13 protein-coding genes are annotated in these 16,335 nt (G+C 40.5%); 2 read left to right on the top strand and 11 right to left on the bottom strand.

From position 1 onward, the window contains the following. Positions 1 to 167 precede the first annotated feature (167 nt). Positions 168 to 3,491, top strand: coding sequence for an NACHT domain-containing protein (locus IM462_RS04005; RefSeq protein WP_287702849.1), 3,324 nt, complete (start codon positions 168 to 170; stop codon positions 3,489 to 3,491). A 22-nt stretch (positions 3,492 to 3,513) separates the two neighbouring features. Here the strand turns inward: IM462_RS04005 and IM462_RS04000 are convergent, their stop codons facing one another. The 10 genes from IM462_RS04000 to IM462_RS03955 form a co-directional block, all read right to left on the bottom strand. Beyond that, positions 3,514 to 3,696, bottom strand: coding sequence for a hypothetical protein (locus IM462_RS04000; protein WP_287702847.1), 183 nt, complete (start codon positions 3,694 to 3,696; stop codon positions 3,514 to 3,516). Positions 3,697 to 3,744: 48 nt separating this feature from the next. Next, positions 3,745 to 5,232, bottom strand: a complete 1,488-nt coding sequence (locus IM462_RS03995; protein WP_287702846.1) for a class I SAM-dependent DNA methyltransferase — start codon at positions 5,230 to 5,232, stop codon at positions 3,745 to 3,747. Positions 5,233 to 5,256: 24 nt separating this feature from the next. Then, entirely contained in the window at positions 5,257 to 5,577 is a 321-nt protein-coding gene (locus tag IM462_RS03990) for a type II toxin-antitoxin system RelE family toxin (protein ID WP_002733533.1), read from the bottom strand. Next, a complete protein-coding gene (locus IM462_RS03985; RefSeq protein ID WP_002775395.1) occupies positions 5,564 to 5,824 on the bottom strand; it encodes a hypothetical protein in 261 nt (86 codons plus the stop codon). Before IM462_RS03985 ends, IM462_RS03990 begins: the two co-directional genes overlap by 14 nt. Positions 5,825 to 6,040: 216 nt before the next feature. Beyond that, positions 6,041 to 6,439 (bottom strand): GxxExxY protein, encoded by a 399-nt coding sequence (locus IM462_RS03980; protein ID WP_002792077.1) that lies wholly within the window; start codon positions 6,437 to 6,439, stop codon positions 6,041 to 6,043. Positions 6,440 to 6,651: 212 nt separating this feature from the next. Continuing rightward, positions 6,652 to 8,127, bottom strand: a complete 1,476-nt coding sequence (locus IM462_RS03975; RefSeq protein ID WP_287702844.1) for a restriction endonuclease subunit S — start codon at positions 8,125 to 8,127, stop codon at positions 6,652 to 6,654. 12 nt (positions 8,128 to 8,139) lie between these two features. Beyond that, positions 8,140 to 8,484, bottom strand: coding sequence for a HepT-like ribonuclease domain-containing protein (locus tag IM462_RS03970; protein ID WP_123230081.1), 345 nt, complete (start codon positions 8,482 to 8,484; stop codon positions 8,140 to 8,142). Further along, positions 8,481 to 8,879: a nucleotidyltransferase family protein gene (locus IM462_RS03965; protein ID WP_287702842.1), complete on the bottom strand. Its 399-nt coding sequence runs from the start codon at positions 8,877 to 8,879 to the stop codon at positions 8,481 to 8,483. Before IM462_RS03965 ends, IM462_RS03970 begins: the two co-directional genes overlap by 4 nt. A gap of 9 nt (positions 8,880 to 8,888) precedes the next feature. Continuing rightward, positions 8,889 to 9,059: a type II toxin-antitoxin system HicB family antitoxin gene (locus tag IM462_RS03960; RefSeq protein ID WP_002734875.1), complete on the bottom strand. Its 171-nt coding sequence runs from the start codon at positions 9,057 to 9,059 to the stop codon at positions 8,889 to 8,891. 28 nt (positions 9,060 to 9,087) lie between these two features. Then, positions 9,088 to 11,835, bottom strand: coding sequence for a type I restriction endonuclease subunit R (locus IM462_RS03955; protein ID WP_287702840.1), 2,748 nt, complete (start codon positions 11,833 to 11,835; stop codon positions 9,088 to 9,090). A 1,078-nt stretch (positions 11,836 to 12,913) separates the two neighbouring features. Here IM462_RS03955 and IM462_RS03950 point away from each other — a divergent pair. Next, positions 12,914 to 13,294, top strand: a complete 381-nt coding sequence (locus IM462_RS03950; protein WP_193960783.1) for a DUF1830 domain-containing protein — start codon at positions 12,914 to 12,916, stop codon at positions 13,292 to 13,294. An 8-nt stretch (positions 13,295 to 13,302) separates the two neighbouring features. Here the strand turns inward: IM462_RS03950 and IM462_RS03945 are convergent, their stop codons facing one another. Beyond that, complete coding sequence (locus tag IM462_RS03945) at positions 13,303 to 15,930, bottom strand: chloride channel protein (protein WP_287702837.1); 2,628 nt, start codon at positions 15,928 to 15,930, stop codon at positions 13,303 to 13,305. Between the last annotated feature and the right edge of the window lie 405 nt (positions 15,931 to 16,335).

Below are 16,335 nucleotides of genomic sequence, written 5' to 3'. Positions count from 1 at the left end.
ATATTTACTCATTCAAAGTTTATATTGCGATAATATCGGCATTAAAATCAAATTTCGAGAGCAGATCACCTCAAAATTAAGTGAGGTGAAGTGAGGTAATCTGAGCTTGTGGATAAAAATTGATCTGGCTATATTGATAAATGTTAACCTGATGGGAAAGCTAAAGAATGAATAGACTCAATGCGATCGCTATGACTAAAGCTAAACTGGCAACAAAGGGTATTTCTGCAACCAATCAAGGCAAAATTCGACTCAGAGAAGCGCAAACAAGAAAAGAAGGCAAAAAGTTAACTTATGAGCGTATTGCTGAGAAAGTTACTACAAGTAGAAGTACCGTAGAGCGATTTTTTAACGGCAAACCTATCGAAATAGCTACTGCGAAGGGAATAGTCGAACTTTTAGGATTAAAACTAGATGATGTAGTGGATTCTAGTCATTTACAGTCATCAGAACCAGTTTTGGAAGAAGCGCAGCAGCAAACTATTCTCCATGAAGTCTTTACAAAAATGCTCGCAGAACAAATTAAACGCATGACCTCAAATCCTTTAACCGTAGGGGATGATATTAATTTAGAGCGAGATAAAATGTATGTTCCTTTGGGATTAATAGAACGGATAAAAAAACCTAGAGTTAAGGATAGGGAAGCGGAAAAAGGATCGAGATTTTACGATTCCCAAGAAGAAATCACCCGCAGATTTGAAAATGATCAGTTTTTCTGTGAGGTAATCGAAGGGGGAAATAGTCCTAAAAGTGCGGGAAAACGGATCGTAATTATCGGTGAACCCGGTGCGGGAAAAACTACCCTACTACAGCAGATAGTTGATCGCGTTTCACAAACACATCCAGAAGATAGAATTATTTGGGTTTCTCTCGCAGATTTGCCAGGGGATAATTTAGAGAATTATTTACTTGACAAATGGCTAAAAGTAGCTTTAAAAACCTTTGAGGTTAAACCAGAATCAAAACGAGCATTAGTAGATATTTTCAATACCGAGAGAGTTTGGTTATTACTAGACGGACTCGATGAGATGGGGATTAATAACCCATTATTCTGGATTCGTAACCAGATTGAGCAAAGTTGGCTCGCTGCAGCAAGAATCCTGTTAACCTGTCGGTTGAATGTGTGGGATAATGGTAAGAATTATCTCGATAATTTCGATGTTTATCGGAATTTATATTTTGATGAGGAACAAGTTAAGGATTTCATTGGTCGGTTTTTTATCAATGATCATAAGCGTTCTTTACTGCTTCAAGGTGAGTTAAATAAATCGGGAAAAGAACCTATTCGAGATTTAATTAAAAATCCTCTCCAATTAACTTTACTTTGTTACGCTTGGCAAAGACGAGAGGGTACTTTACCCGAAACGAAAGCGGGTTTATATAAATGGTTTGTGGAAACTCTATACGAATGGAAATCTGAATATTTTCCCACTACATCGTCACAGCAAAAAGAGTTAAATCGTGCCTTGGGAGAATTGGCAAAGGCAGCAATTAATCAACCATCAAATCGTTTCCGCTTAAGTCGTGAGCAAGTAGTTAAATATTTGGGTGAAATCGATCAACCTTTAGGTAAATTAAAATTAGCTTTAGATATAGGTTGGTTAAACATCGTTGGGGTTGCTGAAGAAAATCCAGAGGAAGAAGTTTATGCTTTCTTTCATCCCAGTTTTCAAGAATATTTTGCCGCTTTGGTTATTGATGATTATCAATTTTTCTTGAATCATATTCCTAAAAATCCAGAACAAGGAGTCTATAGAGTTTTTGAAAATCAATGGACAGAAGTTATTTTATTATGGTTAGGACAGCAAAGTGATCAGATAATAGCTGAAAAAAATAAATTAATGGAGGAGTTGTTTAATTTTAATGATGGTTGTGGGTTTTGTAATTTTTACTGGTGTGTTTCTTTTGAAATTCTGATAAAGTTTTTAGGTGAATTCAAACAATATTGCAATTATGATAAAATTCTCACCAAGGCTATTCAAATAACTTTAGGTGAAATTGATATAAATACGGGGGAAATATATCGTTATCTTTATTGGATGGATTCATGGACGCTCTTAGACTTATTGGATGAGTTTGAAAAAGATAAACTTATTGCCACTTTAACAAACTATTGCTTGATTATCGAGAAGAACTGCAAACTGAATAAAGCAGAAAATCTGGCTCCTTTAGTTGGTTTTCTATTGAATTATGACAGTAGCAATCAATTAGGGATATCAATTGGTCTTCATCTATTTATAGATGAAGAACTAGATTATCTTTATCGTTCATATGTGCTATGGAGTTTATCGGAGCAGCCGCAAACAGGAAAAACTATTTCAGAAACTCCAGAGCTAATATCGATATTGTTAAAAAAACTCAATCAAAAACTGTGGGATATTATTCCTAAAGCAAACTATCAAAAAAAAGATTATCTTTTTTTTCTAGAACATAAGGAAACCGTGGACTTTATAGAAAGATTAGCTATTACTGATCCATTAATTTTTGATAACTTTTTTCCCTTTCTTATGACTGAACCAGAATTTTCTAAAAACAAAGAAATAATAATCTATGAGATTTTAGAAAATTGGGATTTGTTGTATAACATGGATCGCTTGACTATTTGGTATCAAGAAAATATTTTCAATAAATTAGAACATAGTAAGATATTTGATAGTCAAGACAAAAAATCTTTATTAAATAAGCTAAAAAATTCAGACAGGGAATATCTTTTTGAATTAGACAGGGAAGGTGAAGACACAGAGCTTGAAGTACAATATGTGAAAATTTCAGAATTAATCGAAACATATACAAGTAATATTAGCATAGACTATTATTCCGAGGCTTTAGCATCTATAATTAAAGGTAGTTATCCAGATTATTTTGATCGAATTCCAAATCCAATTGAAATTGACTATGAAAGTATGTCTAAAAACGATGTACTATGTCTAATAATCAAGTCACTAAAAAAATATTTGACCGAAGCTTATAGCAGTTATGATAGAACAACTTTTGAAGAATCCTATAGAGTTTGCTGCCAATGTGTTCAACAGATGACCTATACCGAATTTTATAAAGCGTGGCACGGTCAAACTGAAAACAACATTCCCGAAGAACTACAATCGCAACACTTAGACTATATTCTTGAAAAAATTAAAACAAATAACCCCAATGTTCGCACTATTGATATTAAAACAATAAACCAAGAGACTAACCTCGATCGCCTTGCGAAAGGTCTTGGTAATCGTATCTTGACAAAATTAATTTCTCCGATTAATGATGTCTATCATTTAGAGTGGTGTCTCAAGACCGAAAACCCAAATCTTGCCCTAATTTTTTATGGTGATGATCCGAGGGATTCTTTTATTCAACTTTGCCAACTTATCAGCGATTTTGGTTCTATTGCCATAATCACAGATAAACCTATAGAACAGCCAATACAAGGATTTTTACCCAATCAAATTAACCTCGAAAATGCCAGACAAACTTGGCTAGAAAAAATGGTAAAATAAATTATTGATCCGAAAAATTTACCTAAGTATTATTCTTGAAAATGTTTAACACATCGGGCGCTAGGGATTGACTGGTAGCGACGGCAGCGCGAGGGGAAAAAATTAAACGACGTTGGGAAGGGTAGGGATAAAAGTTAGGATCGAAAACCATGGCAATTAGGGGAAAAGTGCGGGCGGTTTTTGGTAGAATTAATAGTGCGAGCAAGTGTATTAATCGAGAATTTCTCACCTTCCCCGATGGAAGTTGGAAGCATTAAGTCTCGGTGACTTCTAAACTGTCCACAATTGTCCGAAAGCTTTCTAATCCAGCTTCGAGGTTTTCCATAATCTCCAAAGCCAGCACATCGGGGTCAGGCAGGTTGTCAAGGTCGGTTAAACTTTTATCTTTGAGCCAAAATATATCGAGGCTGGTTTTATCCCTGGCGATAATCTCATCATAGGTGAATTTTCGCCAACGTCCTTCGGGATTCTGTTCTGAATAGGTTTCGCTGCGTTGATGACGATTTTGGGGATGATAACAGGTGATGAAGTCCTGTAAATCGGCTGGTTTTAAGGGGTTTTTCTTGAGGGTAAAGTGAATATTGGTGCGAAAGTCATAAAACCAGATAGCTTTTGTCCAAGGGTCTTTAGCGGCGGGTTTATTATCAAAAAAGATGACGTTGGCTTTCACTCCCTGTTTATAAAATACGCCGGTGGGTAATCTGAGGATAGTATGCAGGTCGGTGGTTGATAATAGTTGTTTGCGGACGGTTTCCCCGGCGCCACCCTCAAAAAGGACGTTATCGGGGACAACGACGGCAGCTTGTCCTCTGCTTTTGAGCATGGAACGAATATGCTGGACGAAGTTGAGTTGTTTATTAGAAGTGGTTGCCCAAAAATCCTGACGATTATAGGTTAAGTCTTCTCGGTCCTGTTCCCCGTCTTCATTAGTGAAAGTTAGGCTGCTTTTTTTGCCGAAAGGGGGATTAGCAAGGACATAATCGACGCTAAGGGGAGAAGGAGCAATCAGAGCATCGGTGGAGGCGATAAAGCATTGCTCATCGTTAATATCGCCGATATTATGCAGAAACATATTCATCAATGCCAGGCGTCTTGTATTGGCGACGATTTCATTACCGTGAAAGGTGCTTTTTTTGAGAAATTCTTTCTGTTCTCGGTCTAAGGGATGATTTTTGACCAAAAAGTTATAGGCTGCCAGAAAAAAGCCGCCGGTTCCACAGGCAGGGTCAGCAATAGTTGCCATGGGTTGGGGACGCAAGCATTCTACCATGGCCCAAATCAAGGGCCGAGGGGTGAAGTATTGGCCGGCGCCGCTTTTGGTGTCTTCGGCGTTTTTTTCCAGAAGTCCTTCGTATATGTCGCCTTTGACATCCGTTTCCATCATCACCCAGTTTTCTTCATCTATCATGGTGATGATTTTGAGCAGTTTGGCAGGGTCTTGGATTTTGTTTTGAGCTTTGGTGAAGATTTGCCCTAATAAGCCTTTTTTTTGCCCTAATTCGCGTAATATGCCGAGGTAATGAGCTTCGAGGTCGGCCCCTCGTTTGCTGCGCAGACTTTGCCAGTCGTATTCAAAGGGGATGCCGATTTTGCGATTATAGGGCGGTTTGGCGTATTCATCAGCCATTTTCAGGAATAGGAGGTAGGTGAGTTGTTCAAGGTAGTCCCCATAACTGACCCCATCATCCCGCAGGGTGTTACAAAAACTCCAAACTTTTGACACAATTGAGGCGGTATTCATGACATTGGTTTGTTTATTAGGGTTTTATTGGCGTTTTTTGGCTTTTTCATAAGCAGGGTCATGTTCAGCAAAGCTTAGAATAACCACTCGTTTAGGAGAAGGTTTGTCATGGATGCGATAAACAAGACGGTAGGGGGTTCCATTCCAATCGATTTCTAAGGCACGACATCCTTTGAGTTTTCCTGTTAAGTTATGACTAGGAAATCCTAACGTTTGATAGGGGTCTAAGGCGAGTATTTTTTGATAGTTTTGCCATTTTTGTTGCAGTTTTGGCGGTAATTGCGAGATGTCATTTTGTAATTCTTTGACGCTTTGAACAATATAAGGATTTTTAGCTTTGCTCATTGGCAACCCACTGTTTTAGCTCATCTTCGTCAATTTCTTGGTCTGCTTGGATAAGAGTAATTAATTGACTGGGATTATCTAATTGGGGCAGTCTTTCTATAGCTAAAGCTTCGGCTGACAGGGTTTGAGGATTGTCTTCGAGGATGACAATAACTTCGACTTTTGCCCCTTGGGGAAGTTGGGGGGTGTCGATTTTTATTGTTCCATCGGATTGAACGAAGGTGGTTTGACGAATTGCTTGTGCCATTTCTGTACTATGATTTATGTGATTTTTTGATTGGCTATGATTAGATTTTGCTACAAGTATCAGATTTTTCACCACTTTATCACCCCATCAATCCGTACTGTGATTTATGTGATTTTTTGATTGGCTATGATTAGATTTTACTACGAATATCAAAAGTTTTTGAATCGAGCATCCTATTAGTTATCTCAATCATAGTCATCATTTAATGATTCCTAATCATGGTTTTGGTTTTGGTTTCATGACTCGTTTAAATTCTAAGCTTCTTGAGCCAAAGTTAATTAGTAAACCGATGGGAAGTCTATAAATTTCTATATAATTAATGGCTTGTGCGAGGTGAATATCTTCAAGTTTAATGACAGCTTTGATTTCTAACATTATCCTTCCTTCTACAAAAAAATCAACTCGTCTTGTGCCGATATGTGTTCCTTTATAAATGATATTCATTTCGTGTTCTTGACTAAAGGAAATTCCTTGATATGTCATTTCTATGGCTAAGGCGCGTTGATAGATTTTTTCCTGAAAGCCGTTTCCTAGTATGCGGTGTACTTCCATGGCACAACCGATTATTTTACCTGTTAATTCGCTGTCTGGATATTGAGAAGAAACGTAACTCATGCTATTGACTTGATACGATTTTCTGATTGGCTATGATTAGATTTTACTACAAGTATCAGATTTTTTCACCACTTTATCACCCCATCAATCCGTACTGTGATTTATGTGATTTTTTGATTGGCTATGATTAGATTTTGCTACGAATATCAAAAGTTTTTGAATTGAGCATCCCATCAATCCCTCAATCATAGTCCTCATTTAATCATTCCTAATCATAGTACGAGTTTCCCCTCAAAGGCCCGTTTTAAGATGCTTTGGCGCAATGCTTCCGCTTTGTTTAAGTTCTCGGTGAGGGTGGCTTCTAATTGGTCACATACTGATAATCTTGATTCGATTTCATCTAATATCAATTTTTGTTCAACTGTCGAACACAAAACAATAGGTAGATTAGATAAAACGGTCATATTAATAGATGCTAAGTTTACCGTCTGTTTTCCATGCTTAAAAAAATGGTTTCTAGCTGTCTGAGTTTGCGAAAAATAAGAAATATAGAGAGATTTTATAAGTTGTTGGAAAGTTCTTGCTCGAAAAACATGGTTTTGATGAATACAATCTGAAATTTCGTTTCTCCAAATTGTTCCTCTTCCTAATTTGTCCCTATCACCTCCCTCTGTGTAAAGAATATCGCCAGATACTAATCTATATTTTTCTAAATCTTCAGGAAGTACCTCAATATATTTTATAACAGATAAATCTAAGTAGCCATCTTGAACATTTGCTACTCTCAAGTAAGGGAGAGAAATAGTATTTTTACCCTCTAATTTCCTTCCTTTTGTCACACCACCAATAATATCACATAAATTTCCCAATTTCACCCACATCCAACCATCAGGTAAACTGGGTAAATTGCTTAATTCTTCTTTGGTGAGGGGAGGTAAATCTTTTGGCTGTTGGGGTTTGGTGGGTTTTTTTGTTTCCTTGCCGTTATTTTCCCATTCTTTAAGCGCTTGTTTCCAGTCTGCTAATTGTTGCTGATAATGGCGTTTTCTTTCAGCTTTAATCTGTTCTAATAGGGTATCGGCATCCTCTAGACTGTCTTGATGTGTGTTGCGCCATTTTTCGGTTAATTTGCCCTCAAATGCCCATTTTAACACTGCTTGACGGTAGGTTTTTAGTTGTTCTAGCGCTTTTTTCAGGGATGCAACCCCGTTATCTAATTCTGAGAATAATTCTTCAATTTTCTCGACAATGCGATGTTGTTCAGGTAGGGGAGGGAGGGGAATAGAAAGACTTGCAAAAGCTTTCGCTGATATCTCTTTAAAAGTTGTTCCATTTGCGTGCTTTTCTGCAAGCTGCTTTGCTGATTTTAAATAATAATAAATATATTCATTAAAAATGTTTTCATTAGGGATAATACTTTTAAATCCTTGATTGGTAGCTAATGAATTAGAAGCAATAGCGACATATCCTATTGGAGCGCGAGAAGAAAATAAAATAGAACCTTTAGGCATTAATTTCGCTGAAGAATTTTCTAAACCAAATTTAGAAATTGATTTATTTCCCTTTGATATATATTTCTGATTATAACCAGATAAATCAGCAGGAGAAATCCAACAAATTTCCTCCTCCCAATATTCAGCAACTTTAGTTGATGGTGTCCCACCTGATACAATTTTTCCTATATCTTGAAGTTGCACAATTTTCCACCCCAGGGGTAAATCTGAATAATTTGAGTTTGAGTCAGTCATAATCAATAAAAATCACTCCTCTTGAGGATTAATAATAGTTGTCATTTTTGCAATTAAATCAGGGATATTGTCTTGGGATGTTTGCCAAAGCGTGATTAATCTAACCTCTGAATAATCATGAATAATTTTATCTCGCATTCCTGCCATTTTCCGCCATTCTATTTGCGGATAGAGACAGCGAAACTCATCAGGAATATTTTTACTCGCTTCCCCAATAATTGCCAAAGCCATCATCACTGATAAAACTCTCTCCTCATTTTGTTCAAATTCCTCAAAAGATAAATTTATGGTTTGTTCTTGGATTATTTTAGCATATTTTAAAATATCCTCTAGATAATTTTTGACAATCCTTTTCATAGATAAACTGTCTCATTGAGAATCTGTTCACGAAGGGCAGCTTTTAAGGATTTTTTATCAATTAAATCCACAGGAAGACCAAGTTTATCACTAATTAAATACTCAACTTCTACTAAATCAAATAAGGTGGGGACTTGGGAAAACTCTACTAAAATATCCACATCACTATCTTTAGTTTGTTCTCCCCTGACATAGGAACCAAAAAGTCCTAATTCAAGGATTTTAAATTTTTCTATTAAAAAGGGCTTATAAAGGATTAAAATTGCTTTGATTTCCTCTAAAGTTTTCGGTTTAACTTCTTCGGGGTTCACTTCAGAGGAAAGCTGTTCAACGAGGCATTTTTTATCCATCGGCGATAATTGCTTGGCTAATTCCATCACATCTTGTAAGGTCATATTTACTCCTTAATTTGTAGGAAATAATTCCTCAATAACTGACAAATATTCAGTAATTGCGTCTTGAATGTTGCTTAACCCTTCTTTCTCTGTCTCTCCCTGGGACCAACAACCGGGCAACCCCGGACAACAGACGCTGCAGCCTTCTTCGGATTGATAGAGAATGATTTTATGTTTCATGATTTAGGAGTCCTTTTGATTTCGTATTTTATGCCACTAAAGCGGTGTTTAATTCCTCGATAATAGCCTCCATCTCATCGCCAAAAAGCTGATGGAGTTTACCGATTCCCCCCATACTATCAAAAGGGGTATAGTCCAAATCCTCTCGCTCTAAGGCAAAAGAACTGATAATATGTTCCTTGATGGCCCGTAGCCATTGCATCTGTTCTTGATTGAATTTTACTGATGCGCCCGCCTGTTTTTGAAAAACCCAAGTTTGAAAAGCTTTATCGATGCGTTTTTCATGGGGGGTTAAAACCTCATCTAAGCCAATAACACGCCGGATTAGGGCAATTAACGCTGTTAACTCACTGGTGGGATTGCTTGGCACCGCTTCTATCTGTTGATAGGCTGCCCATACTCTCATCGGCGCTAGGTTGGGGCGGTCTTTTTTGAGAATATCTAAGACTTCCTTGACCATTTTATAGGTGACGGGACGCTGTTGATAGGGCAGGTTATAGAGGATACGCAGGGCGGTGATTTCGTCCTTATTTGCCTCAATAAAGGCTGTAAAGTCATTTATTAGGGCTTGATTGTCTATCCGTTGCGCTTCACTCCATCCTGAGAATGTCACCCTATCCAGATTCTGAGTATCTATGTACTGTTCGTGTACTTTCCGCACATTCTCAAGGTAATGACTCAATTCCCCAGTCAAATAGCCGGCAGCCGCACGAGCAAGGGCTTTTTCCGCCGCTTTTAACTGTTCTGGGGTCGGATTTGTGGTTTGATAGGTTTCTTTAGCCCTATCCTCAATATTATCGGGGTCTGTGGCATTGAGCAGGGCTTTGGCCATATCTCCCAAAGTTGCCCCTCCGGTGATTTCTTTTATCTTTTCGGCTTCTTTTGGCGTGATTTGTCGTTCTAATCGCGCAAAACGACAGGCTAGGGAGATATAGGCATCGCTATCGTCTGTTCCCATCATAATGCCCATCATCAGGTCTTTTAAGGGGACACTGGATTTTCTTTCCAGGGGCCGGCTATCGGTTTTGGCTGATTGTTCCACACCGACAGCATCGATGATAATAAAGTGAGTTTTGGCAGAAAGGGCGGATTGAGAGACTTTTTTGAGACCATCATGGTCAAGGGTGCGTGTACCTCGTCCTTTCATCTGTTCGTAGTAGTTTCGAGATTTGACATCCCGCATAAAAATTAAACACTCAAGGGGTTTAATATCGGTTCCCGTGGCAATCATATCGACTGTGACGGTGATACGGGGATTAAAATAATTTCTGAACTGAGAAAGCACAGATTTCGGGTCTTCTGGCGATTTATAGGTAACTTTTTTGCAAAAATCGTTCCCTTCGCTAAATTCTTCCCGGACTATCTGAATAATATCGTCAGCATGGCTGTCATCCTTGGCAAAAATCAGGGTTTTCGGGACTTCTTGGCGATGGGGAAATAATTCTGGCAGTTTATCGCGAAAGGTGCGGATAATTTGGCGTATTTGGCTGGGATTGACCACATCTCGGTCAAGTTGCTTGCCGGTATAGACAATATCCTCATCCGGTTGTACCCAGCGTTTTTCACGGGTTAATTTTTCCCTTTTTTCGATGTATTCCCTGAGAATACGCCCGCCATTCTTGGTTATCTCCGTTTCTATAGTATAGACTTGATAATCTACGTTTACGCCGTCCATTACCGCTTGTTTGTAGCTGTATTCACTAACCACATTTTCATGGAAAAAGGCAAATGTCCGCACGTCGGGAGTGGCGGTTAAACCAATCAGAAAAGCGTCGAAATATAATAAAACCTGTTGCCAAACGTTGTAAATCGAGCGATGACACTCATCGATGACGATAAAATCGAAGAATTCAAGAGGAACTTTCGGATTATAGACCACGGGGACCGGTTGTTTCCCTTGTACTAATTCATTCGGGTTGGTTTGTTCGGCAGCCTCATCGAGACTTTCCCCTTTAAGGATAGAATAGAGTCTTTGAATGGTTGAGATGCAGACCTGAGCATCTTTGGCCAGATAACTGGAGGATAATCGCTGAACGTTGTAAAGTTCGGTAAATTTTCGGTTATCATCATTGGGAACAAAATTCCTAAACCCCCCTTCAGCTTGTTCTCCTAAGTTTTTGGTATCGACTAGAAATAACACCCGTTTGGCATCGGCAAACTTTAGGAGACGATAAATAGCGGTAATAGCGGTGAAGGTTTTGCCGCTTCCCGTGGCCATCTGCAGCAAGGCCCGGGGAAAATTTCGCTTAAAGGAGGCTTCTAAGTTGGTAATAGCTTTAATTTGACATTCTCTTAGTCCATTCGGGTCAAGGGGGGGAATATCTTGCAGTTTATCCCGCAAGCTTTTGGGTTTATCTTGCCATTCTTGCAGGGTTTCGGGTTGGTGAAAGGAAAAAACAAGACGGGAACGAGGTTTCGGGTCGCGGCGATTGGTAAAGCGCGTCAGCTTGCCTGTGCTTTCGTAAATAAGGTTAAGGGGCCGGTTATTGATATATTTCAGCTTACTATTAGCGTATTTGTTTGATTGTTCCTCCGCCACCGTTAAGTACAAGCCTTTTTCCTCTCGTTTGGCCTCAATAATACCGACGGGTTCTCTATCCACAAACAGGACATAATCAGCGAATCCGCTATCGGTTGGATATTCCCTGATAGCCACTCCCAAACTGGTATTGAAGTTGATTTCTTTTTTATCTTGGACAGACCATCCCGCTTGACGCAATTGTTCGTCAATCAGTTCACGCGATTGGTTTTCTGGGGTTTGATTGCTGGAAGGCATGGTTAGCAAATTTGGCGCGATAAGCTGACTAATTTAACAGCAAATGTCAATATTTAAGTAGGTAGGTATTGAAAACTTTCAGATCCCCCCGCCTATCGGCACCCCCCTTATCAAGGGGGGCAGGGGGGATCGAACCTAAAATCCATTTTTAATTTAATTATAACCAGCTATTTATCTTTATCTAAGCAGATTTTAGAAAGTTTTTTTTTATCTTAATATTAATTATCAGTGGTCGGAGATAAGGTCTTAAGAAATGTCAATTATCGCTATTCTTACTGACCCTCAATAAATTAAGTACCTAAGCAAAATTAATTACACATATCTAACCCCGCTCTTGCCTCTTGCCCCTTGCCTCTTGCCTATCTTCACTAGGAAATTAATTTTGCACGACTACTTAAAATCAGATCATAAATGCGATCGCTTGCTCAATTCTCGATGATTAATCTAGAGGCTAAAATCAGCAACTGAGACAATTAACCTTTTTCCAGCTACCGAGTTTAGGTGGTAAGCTGTTGACTATCTAAATTACTCGTTAAGACTGTCTATGAGCAGGGAGAGGCAGTTAGAGCATTTGTACTAAATTTTCAATACGCAGTTTAAATTCAGTGCAGCTTAGTCCGCTAAACGGTAGTGAACTTGACAATGTAGTTGATATTGTTACCGAACAGGGACTAAAAGATAGAATCAGAGAGCGCATACTTAGGGCCGGCTGAATAAATCTAAAAACCTTGTTGGGTAAGAATTTTAGACTTTTTGTCAATCAAAAAATACCAGATCTGGGAGTGAGCAGGGAGAAAATTCAGGTACTTTTTCCCTGAAAATTAGGATTGACCCTAAATAGCTGGGCAAAAAATCAAGAAAAACAGCAAAAAAGCGCAGTTACCCCCTTGACAAATAGCCAAAACTAGGCATTAGTTAAATTTAATTATTTTTTAATAAAAACCGCCTTCTATCACCAGAAAAAGCTATCGGTAGATTTTTATCCGAGTAATGTAATCATCTTTACAGCTATCGGGGATCAAAGGATGTTACGGTGAAGGAGCGATGACAAACCCACTTTAAGATCACCCCAATTGCTATGGCACAGATTCTCGATCCCCTCCCCAACGGCAAGAAAAATAGTATTCTTTGTTGCTATGTCAATGCGACCAATCATATTCAAATTGTTCGCATCACCAATATTGCTAACTGGTATTTTGAAAGGGTGGTTTTCCCCGGGCAGCGTTTAGTATTTGAGACCCTAGCGGATGCTTTCTTAGAGATTCATACGGGGATGATGGCCAGTGCCATCCTTTCCGATAATATCCCCTGTGAACGCCTTTATATCAGCGATGGGGATGACGATGACTCCGACGGTCAACTAGAGGGGGAAATATTCTACCCCCATTCCCTAGAGGAAAGTCAAGGGGCGAAAATTGACAATACCGTACCCTTCGGTTTAACTTTAGCTTCCGCCTAGCTAATAACCTAATCTGATAATTCCCCTCGCACGAGAATCACAGTGCAATTAACCGCACGGGCAATCGTCGAGGGGATATTGCCATTTAATAACTGATTGAGCAAACTTTCCCTAGATGCACCCAAAAGCACCAAAGAACAGTCTTCCGATTCCACCAGATTAATTATTGCCTCAGCTGGAGAGGCCGAAGGAATCGGTAAAGGCACAATCGGCTGTGCGATCGCTTTCTGTAAAGATGCTTGTAAAACTTCCAAAATAGACAGATCTGGCAGTAACTCCGTCGGAGAATAGATTTTACATAACCAAAGTTTGGGATAATCCGAAGACTCGGACAAGGACAGCAAACTAGGCAATAATGCTAAGGCGCGTTCGGCATTGGGACCGCCGGCGGTGGGAATCAGCCAAATCCTTTCCCGGTTAGGATCATTGGGAAAACAATCCTTTGTACCCAATTTTACCAAGATGGTTTCACAGGGAGCTTGGGCGATCAAAGTATCGACTAAAAACCCAAAAATCGCCCCAGTAGTGGATCTTTCCCCCGTCCAACCCATAATTAATAAATTGCTGTGTCGTTCGCGAATCGTGGCCAAAATCCCTTCGGCGATATCCTGAGCCACCGAAATTTGTGTATGAACAGAGATATTCTGCTGTCGCGCTAATCTTTCCAGACGATGAAGTAATTTGCGTCCTTCCCGCGTATCTACCCGGACTTCCGCCGGAGAACTAAGACGAGGTACAGTAATCACATAGAGACAATCTATCTCATAATTGCGTTCACGGGCGATCGCAACAGCAATTTTAAACAAAGCGGTAGCGGTGTCAGGATTGGCAATAGGTAATAAAATCCGACCTATTCCCACAGCCGGGGAACGAGTTTGATAAACCACATAGGAAGGGGTACTGCGTTGGGGCAGTTGACAAACCCCCCCTAATTGATCAGCTTCCACCCGGATAATATCAGTGCGGGTGATGATCCCCACCAGTTTTTGACCATCGGTAACGGGTAAACGGGAAAGCTGATAGCGATTTAACAGAAATAAAACATCGCTTAAAGCTGCCTGGGGAGCCACCGTAATCGGATTGGGAGTCATGATCTCCCGTAGGACGGTTTGACTGTTTTTTGATCGCCATTTATCCAGATCACTTTGGGTAAAAATCCCCAATAGTCGCCCCTGTTCCACCACCGGAAAACCGCGATGATGGGAACGAGACATAATTTTCACCACTTCCCCTAGGGGTAAATCCGCCGGCAGAATTTCCACCTGCGATTGCATCACATCTATAGCCGACAGATGGGCCAACACATCATTAGCAGGGGTTTCCTCGTTGAGAATAATACCACTAGCGGAAAGTAAATGCTGATAGAGGGAACCGGGGCGAATGCTTTCAGCAGTGATATAAGAAACGGCACAGGTCAACATCAGGGGCAACACAACATTAAAATTGCGATGCAGTTCAAAGACAATCACGATCGCCGTTACCGGAACCCTGACTACTCCCGTAAAAAAAGCCCCCATACCGGCTAAAGTATAACTAGCTTCGCTGCCGAAACCCATAATTTTCGTCTCGATTCCCCCCACCAGAAACCCCAAACAGGATCCCAACACCAAAGCGGGGGCGAGGAGTCCTCCCGGAGCGCCAGAACTGTAGGAGATCATCGTCAGGAAAAAATAGACCACAAAAGCGAGGGCGGTATTCTGCCAACTTAATTCCCCTGCCAGCAAAAATTCGCGTAAACCCGTATTATCTCGGAAAAAGTCGGGTAAAAAAGCCACTACCGTTCCCGATAACCAACTGACCAGACCGATACGCCAAGCCAGAGATAACCGCCAACGCCGCTGCATCTGGCTACAAAAAAGGATGCCTTGATTGAATAAAGCTCCCAATAAACCCGCTAAAACCCCCAAAAGGCCATAAAAGGGTATTTCTTGGGCAGAGAAGCTAATATTGGCATATTCAGTGATGATCGAGGGGGTATTCTGCAGCATCATCGAAACCACGGCCCCGGTAAAGGAAGCCACGATCGCCGTTTCTAGGGTCATACTGGAAACATCGCGCATTAATTCCTCGATCACAAAGAGGACTCCGGCGATGGGAGTAGTAAAACCGGCCGCTAACCCGGCGGCTGCCCCGGCTGCGATCATCTGACGACGGTGATCGGGACTGGTGGGCAGCCAGACGCTTAACTGGGCTGCTAGGGCTGCCCCGATGTGTACCGTGGGGGCCCGACGACCAAGGGTTAAACCACCGCCAAGGATCAGGATCGCCCCGATCATTTTTACGACGGCAACGCGCCAAGACAGGGGCAAAGGATATTTAGCTAAGGCCGCTTTTACTTGGGGAATACCACCCCCGGCGGCCGCGGGGGAGAAGTGTTCGACAATCCAACCGGCACTGTAACCGAGCAGAAAACCGCCGAGGGGCAAAACTAGGAAAGGAGAGGAATTGGCTACTAGATGCACCCGCCAACCACCTAACCAACCGATGCCCAATTTCAGGATAATAGCGGCAAGGGCGGAGAGAATTCCGATTAAACAGGCAACCAGTAAAGCATAACGACTATCGGTGGCGCTACGTCCGAAGTGTTGGGATTTAAACCACTGACGGAGGTTTTGGTAACGGGCAAAAAGTCCCATAATTATCAGGGAGAATCAAGGCAATGGCGGAGCGAGGATTTATTTCGGGTTCTCATTCCTCGTCTCTTTAATCATAGGCCGTTAAGTTCTGTGACTGTTCACCTTGTTTCTACCAGTGGACCCAATAGTAGTTTTTCGATCGATGGGCTAGGATCAAAGGTTGTTCCTATCTTTGAGCGGAGGATATAAAACTTGTCATTGATTGACCATAAGTAGCTGGTTATAATTAAATTAAAAATGGATTTTAGGTTCGATCCCCCCTGCCCCCCCTTGATAAGCTGTCCTTTAGTCACATCTTTCTTAACATTTCAAACCTTTGTGGCACAAGGCTTTCAAGACTCGGTTAACAATTTGTAATATTCCTTGTTGACACCCTTACTGACAAAGAAAAAACTGAAATCAAGT

This window comes from Microcystis sp. M144S2 (assembly GCF_020246065.1).
Lineage (GTDB): Bacteria > Cyanobacteriota > Cyanobacteriia > Cyanobacteriales > Microcystaceae > Microcystis > Microcystis ichthyoblabe_A.
Note: the sequence above shows the minus strand (reverse complement) of the source record. Positions and strands in the feature narration are given on the sequence as shown.

Coding starts and splice junctions, on each gene's coding strand:
- IM462_RS03945 (WP_287702837.1), bottom strand. CDS start 15,930: ATGGGACTTTTTGCCCGTTACCAAAACCTCCGTCAGTGGTTTAAATCC.
- IM462_RS03955 (WP_287702840.1), bottom strand. CDS start 11,835: ATGCCTTCCAGCAATCAAACCCCAGAAAACCAATCGCGTGAACTGATT.
- IM462_RS03980 (WP_002792077.1), bottom strand. CDS start 6,439: ATGAGTTACGTTTCTTCTCAATATCCAGACAGCGAATTAACAGGTAAA.
- IM462_RS03995 (WP_287702846.1), bottom strand. CDS start 5,232: ATGAATACCGCCTCAATTGTGTCAAAAGTTTGGAGTTTTTGTAACACC.
- IM462_RS03950 (WP_193960783.1), top strand. CDS start 12,914: ATGGCACAGATTCTCGATCCCCTCCCCAACGGCAAGAAAAATAGTATT.
- IM462_RS03990 (WP_002733533.1), bottom strand. CDS start 5,577: ATGAGCAAAGCTAAAAATCCTTATATTGTTCAAAGCGTCAAAGAATTA.
- IM462_RS04005 (WP_287702849.1), top strand. CDS start 168: ATGAATAGACTCAATGCGATCGCTATGACTAAAGCTAAACTGGCAACA.
- IM462_RS03975 (WP_287702844.1), bottom strand. CDS start 8,127: ATGACTGACTCAAACTCAAATTATTCAGATTTACCCCTGGGGTGGAAA.
- IM462_RS03985 (WP_002775395.1), bottom strand. CDS start 5,824: ATGGCACAAGCAATTCGTCAAACCACCTTCGTTCAATCCGATGGAACA.
- IM462_RS03970 (WP_123230081.1), bottom strand. CDS start 8,484: ATGAAAAGGATTGTCAAAAATTATCTAGAGGATATTTTAAAATATGCT.
- IM462_RS03965 (WP_287702842.1), bottom strand. CDS start 8,879: ATGACCTTACAAGATGTGATGGAATTAGCCAAGCAATTATCGCCGATG.
- IM462_RS03960 (WP_002734875.1), bottom strand. CDS start 9,059: ATGAAACATAAAATCATTCTCTATCAATCCGAAGAAGGCTGCAGCGTC.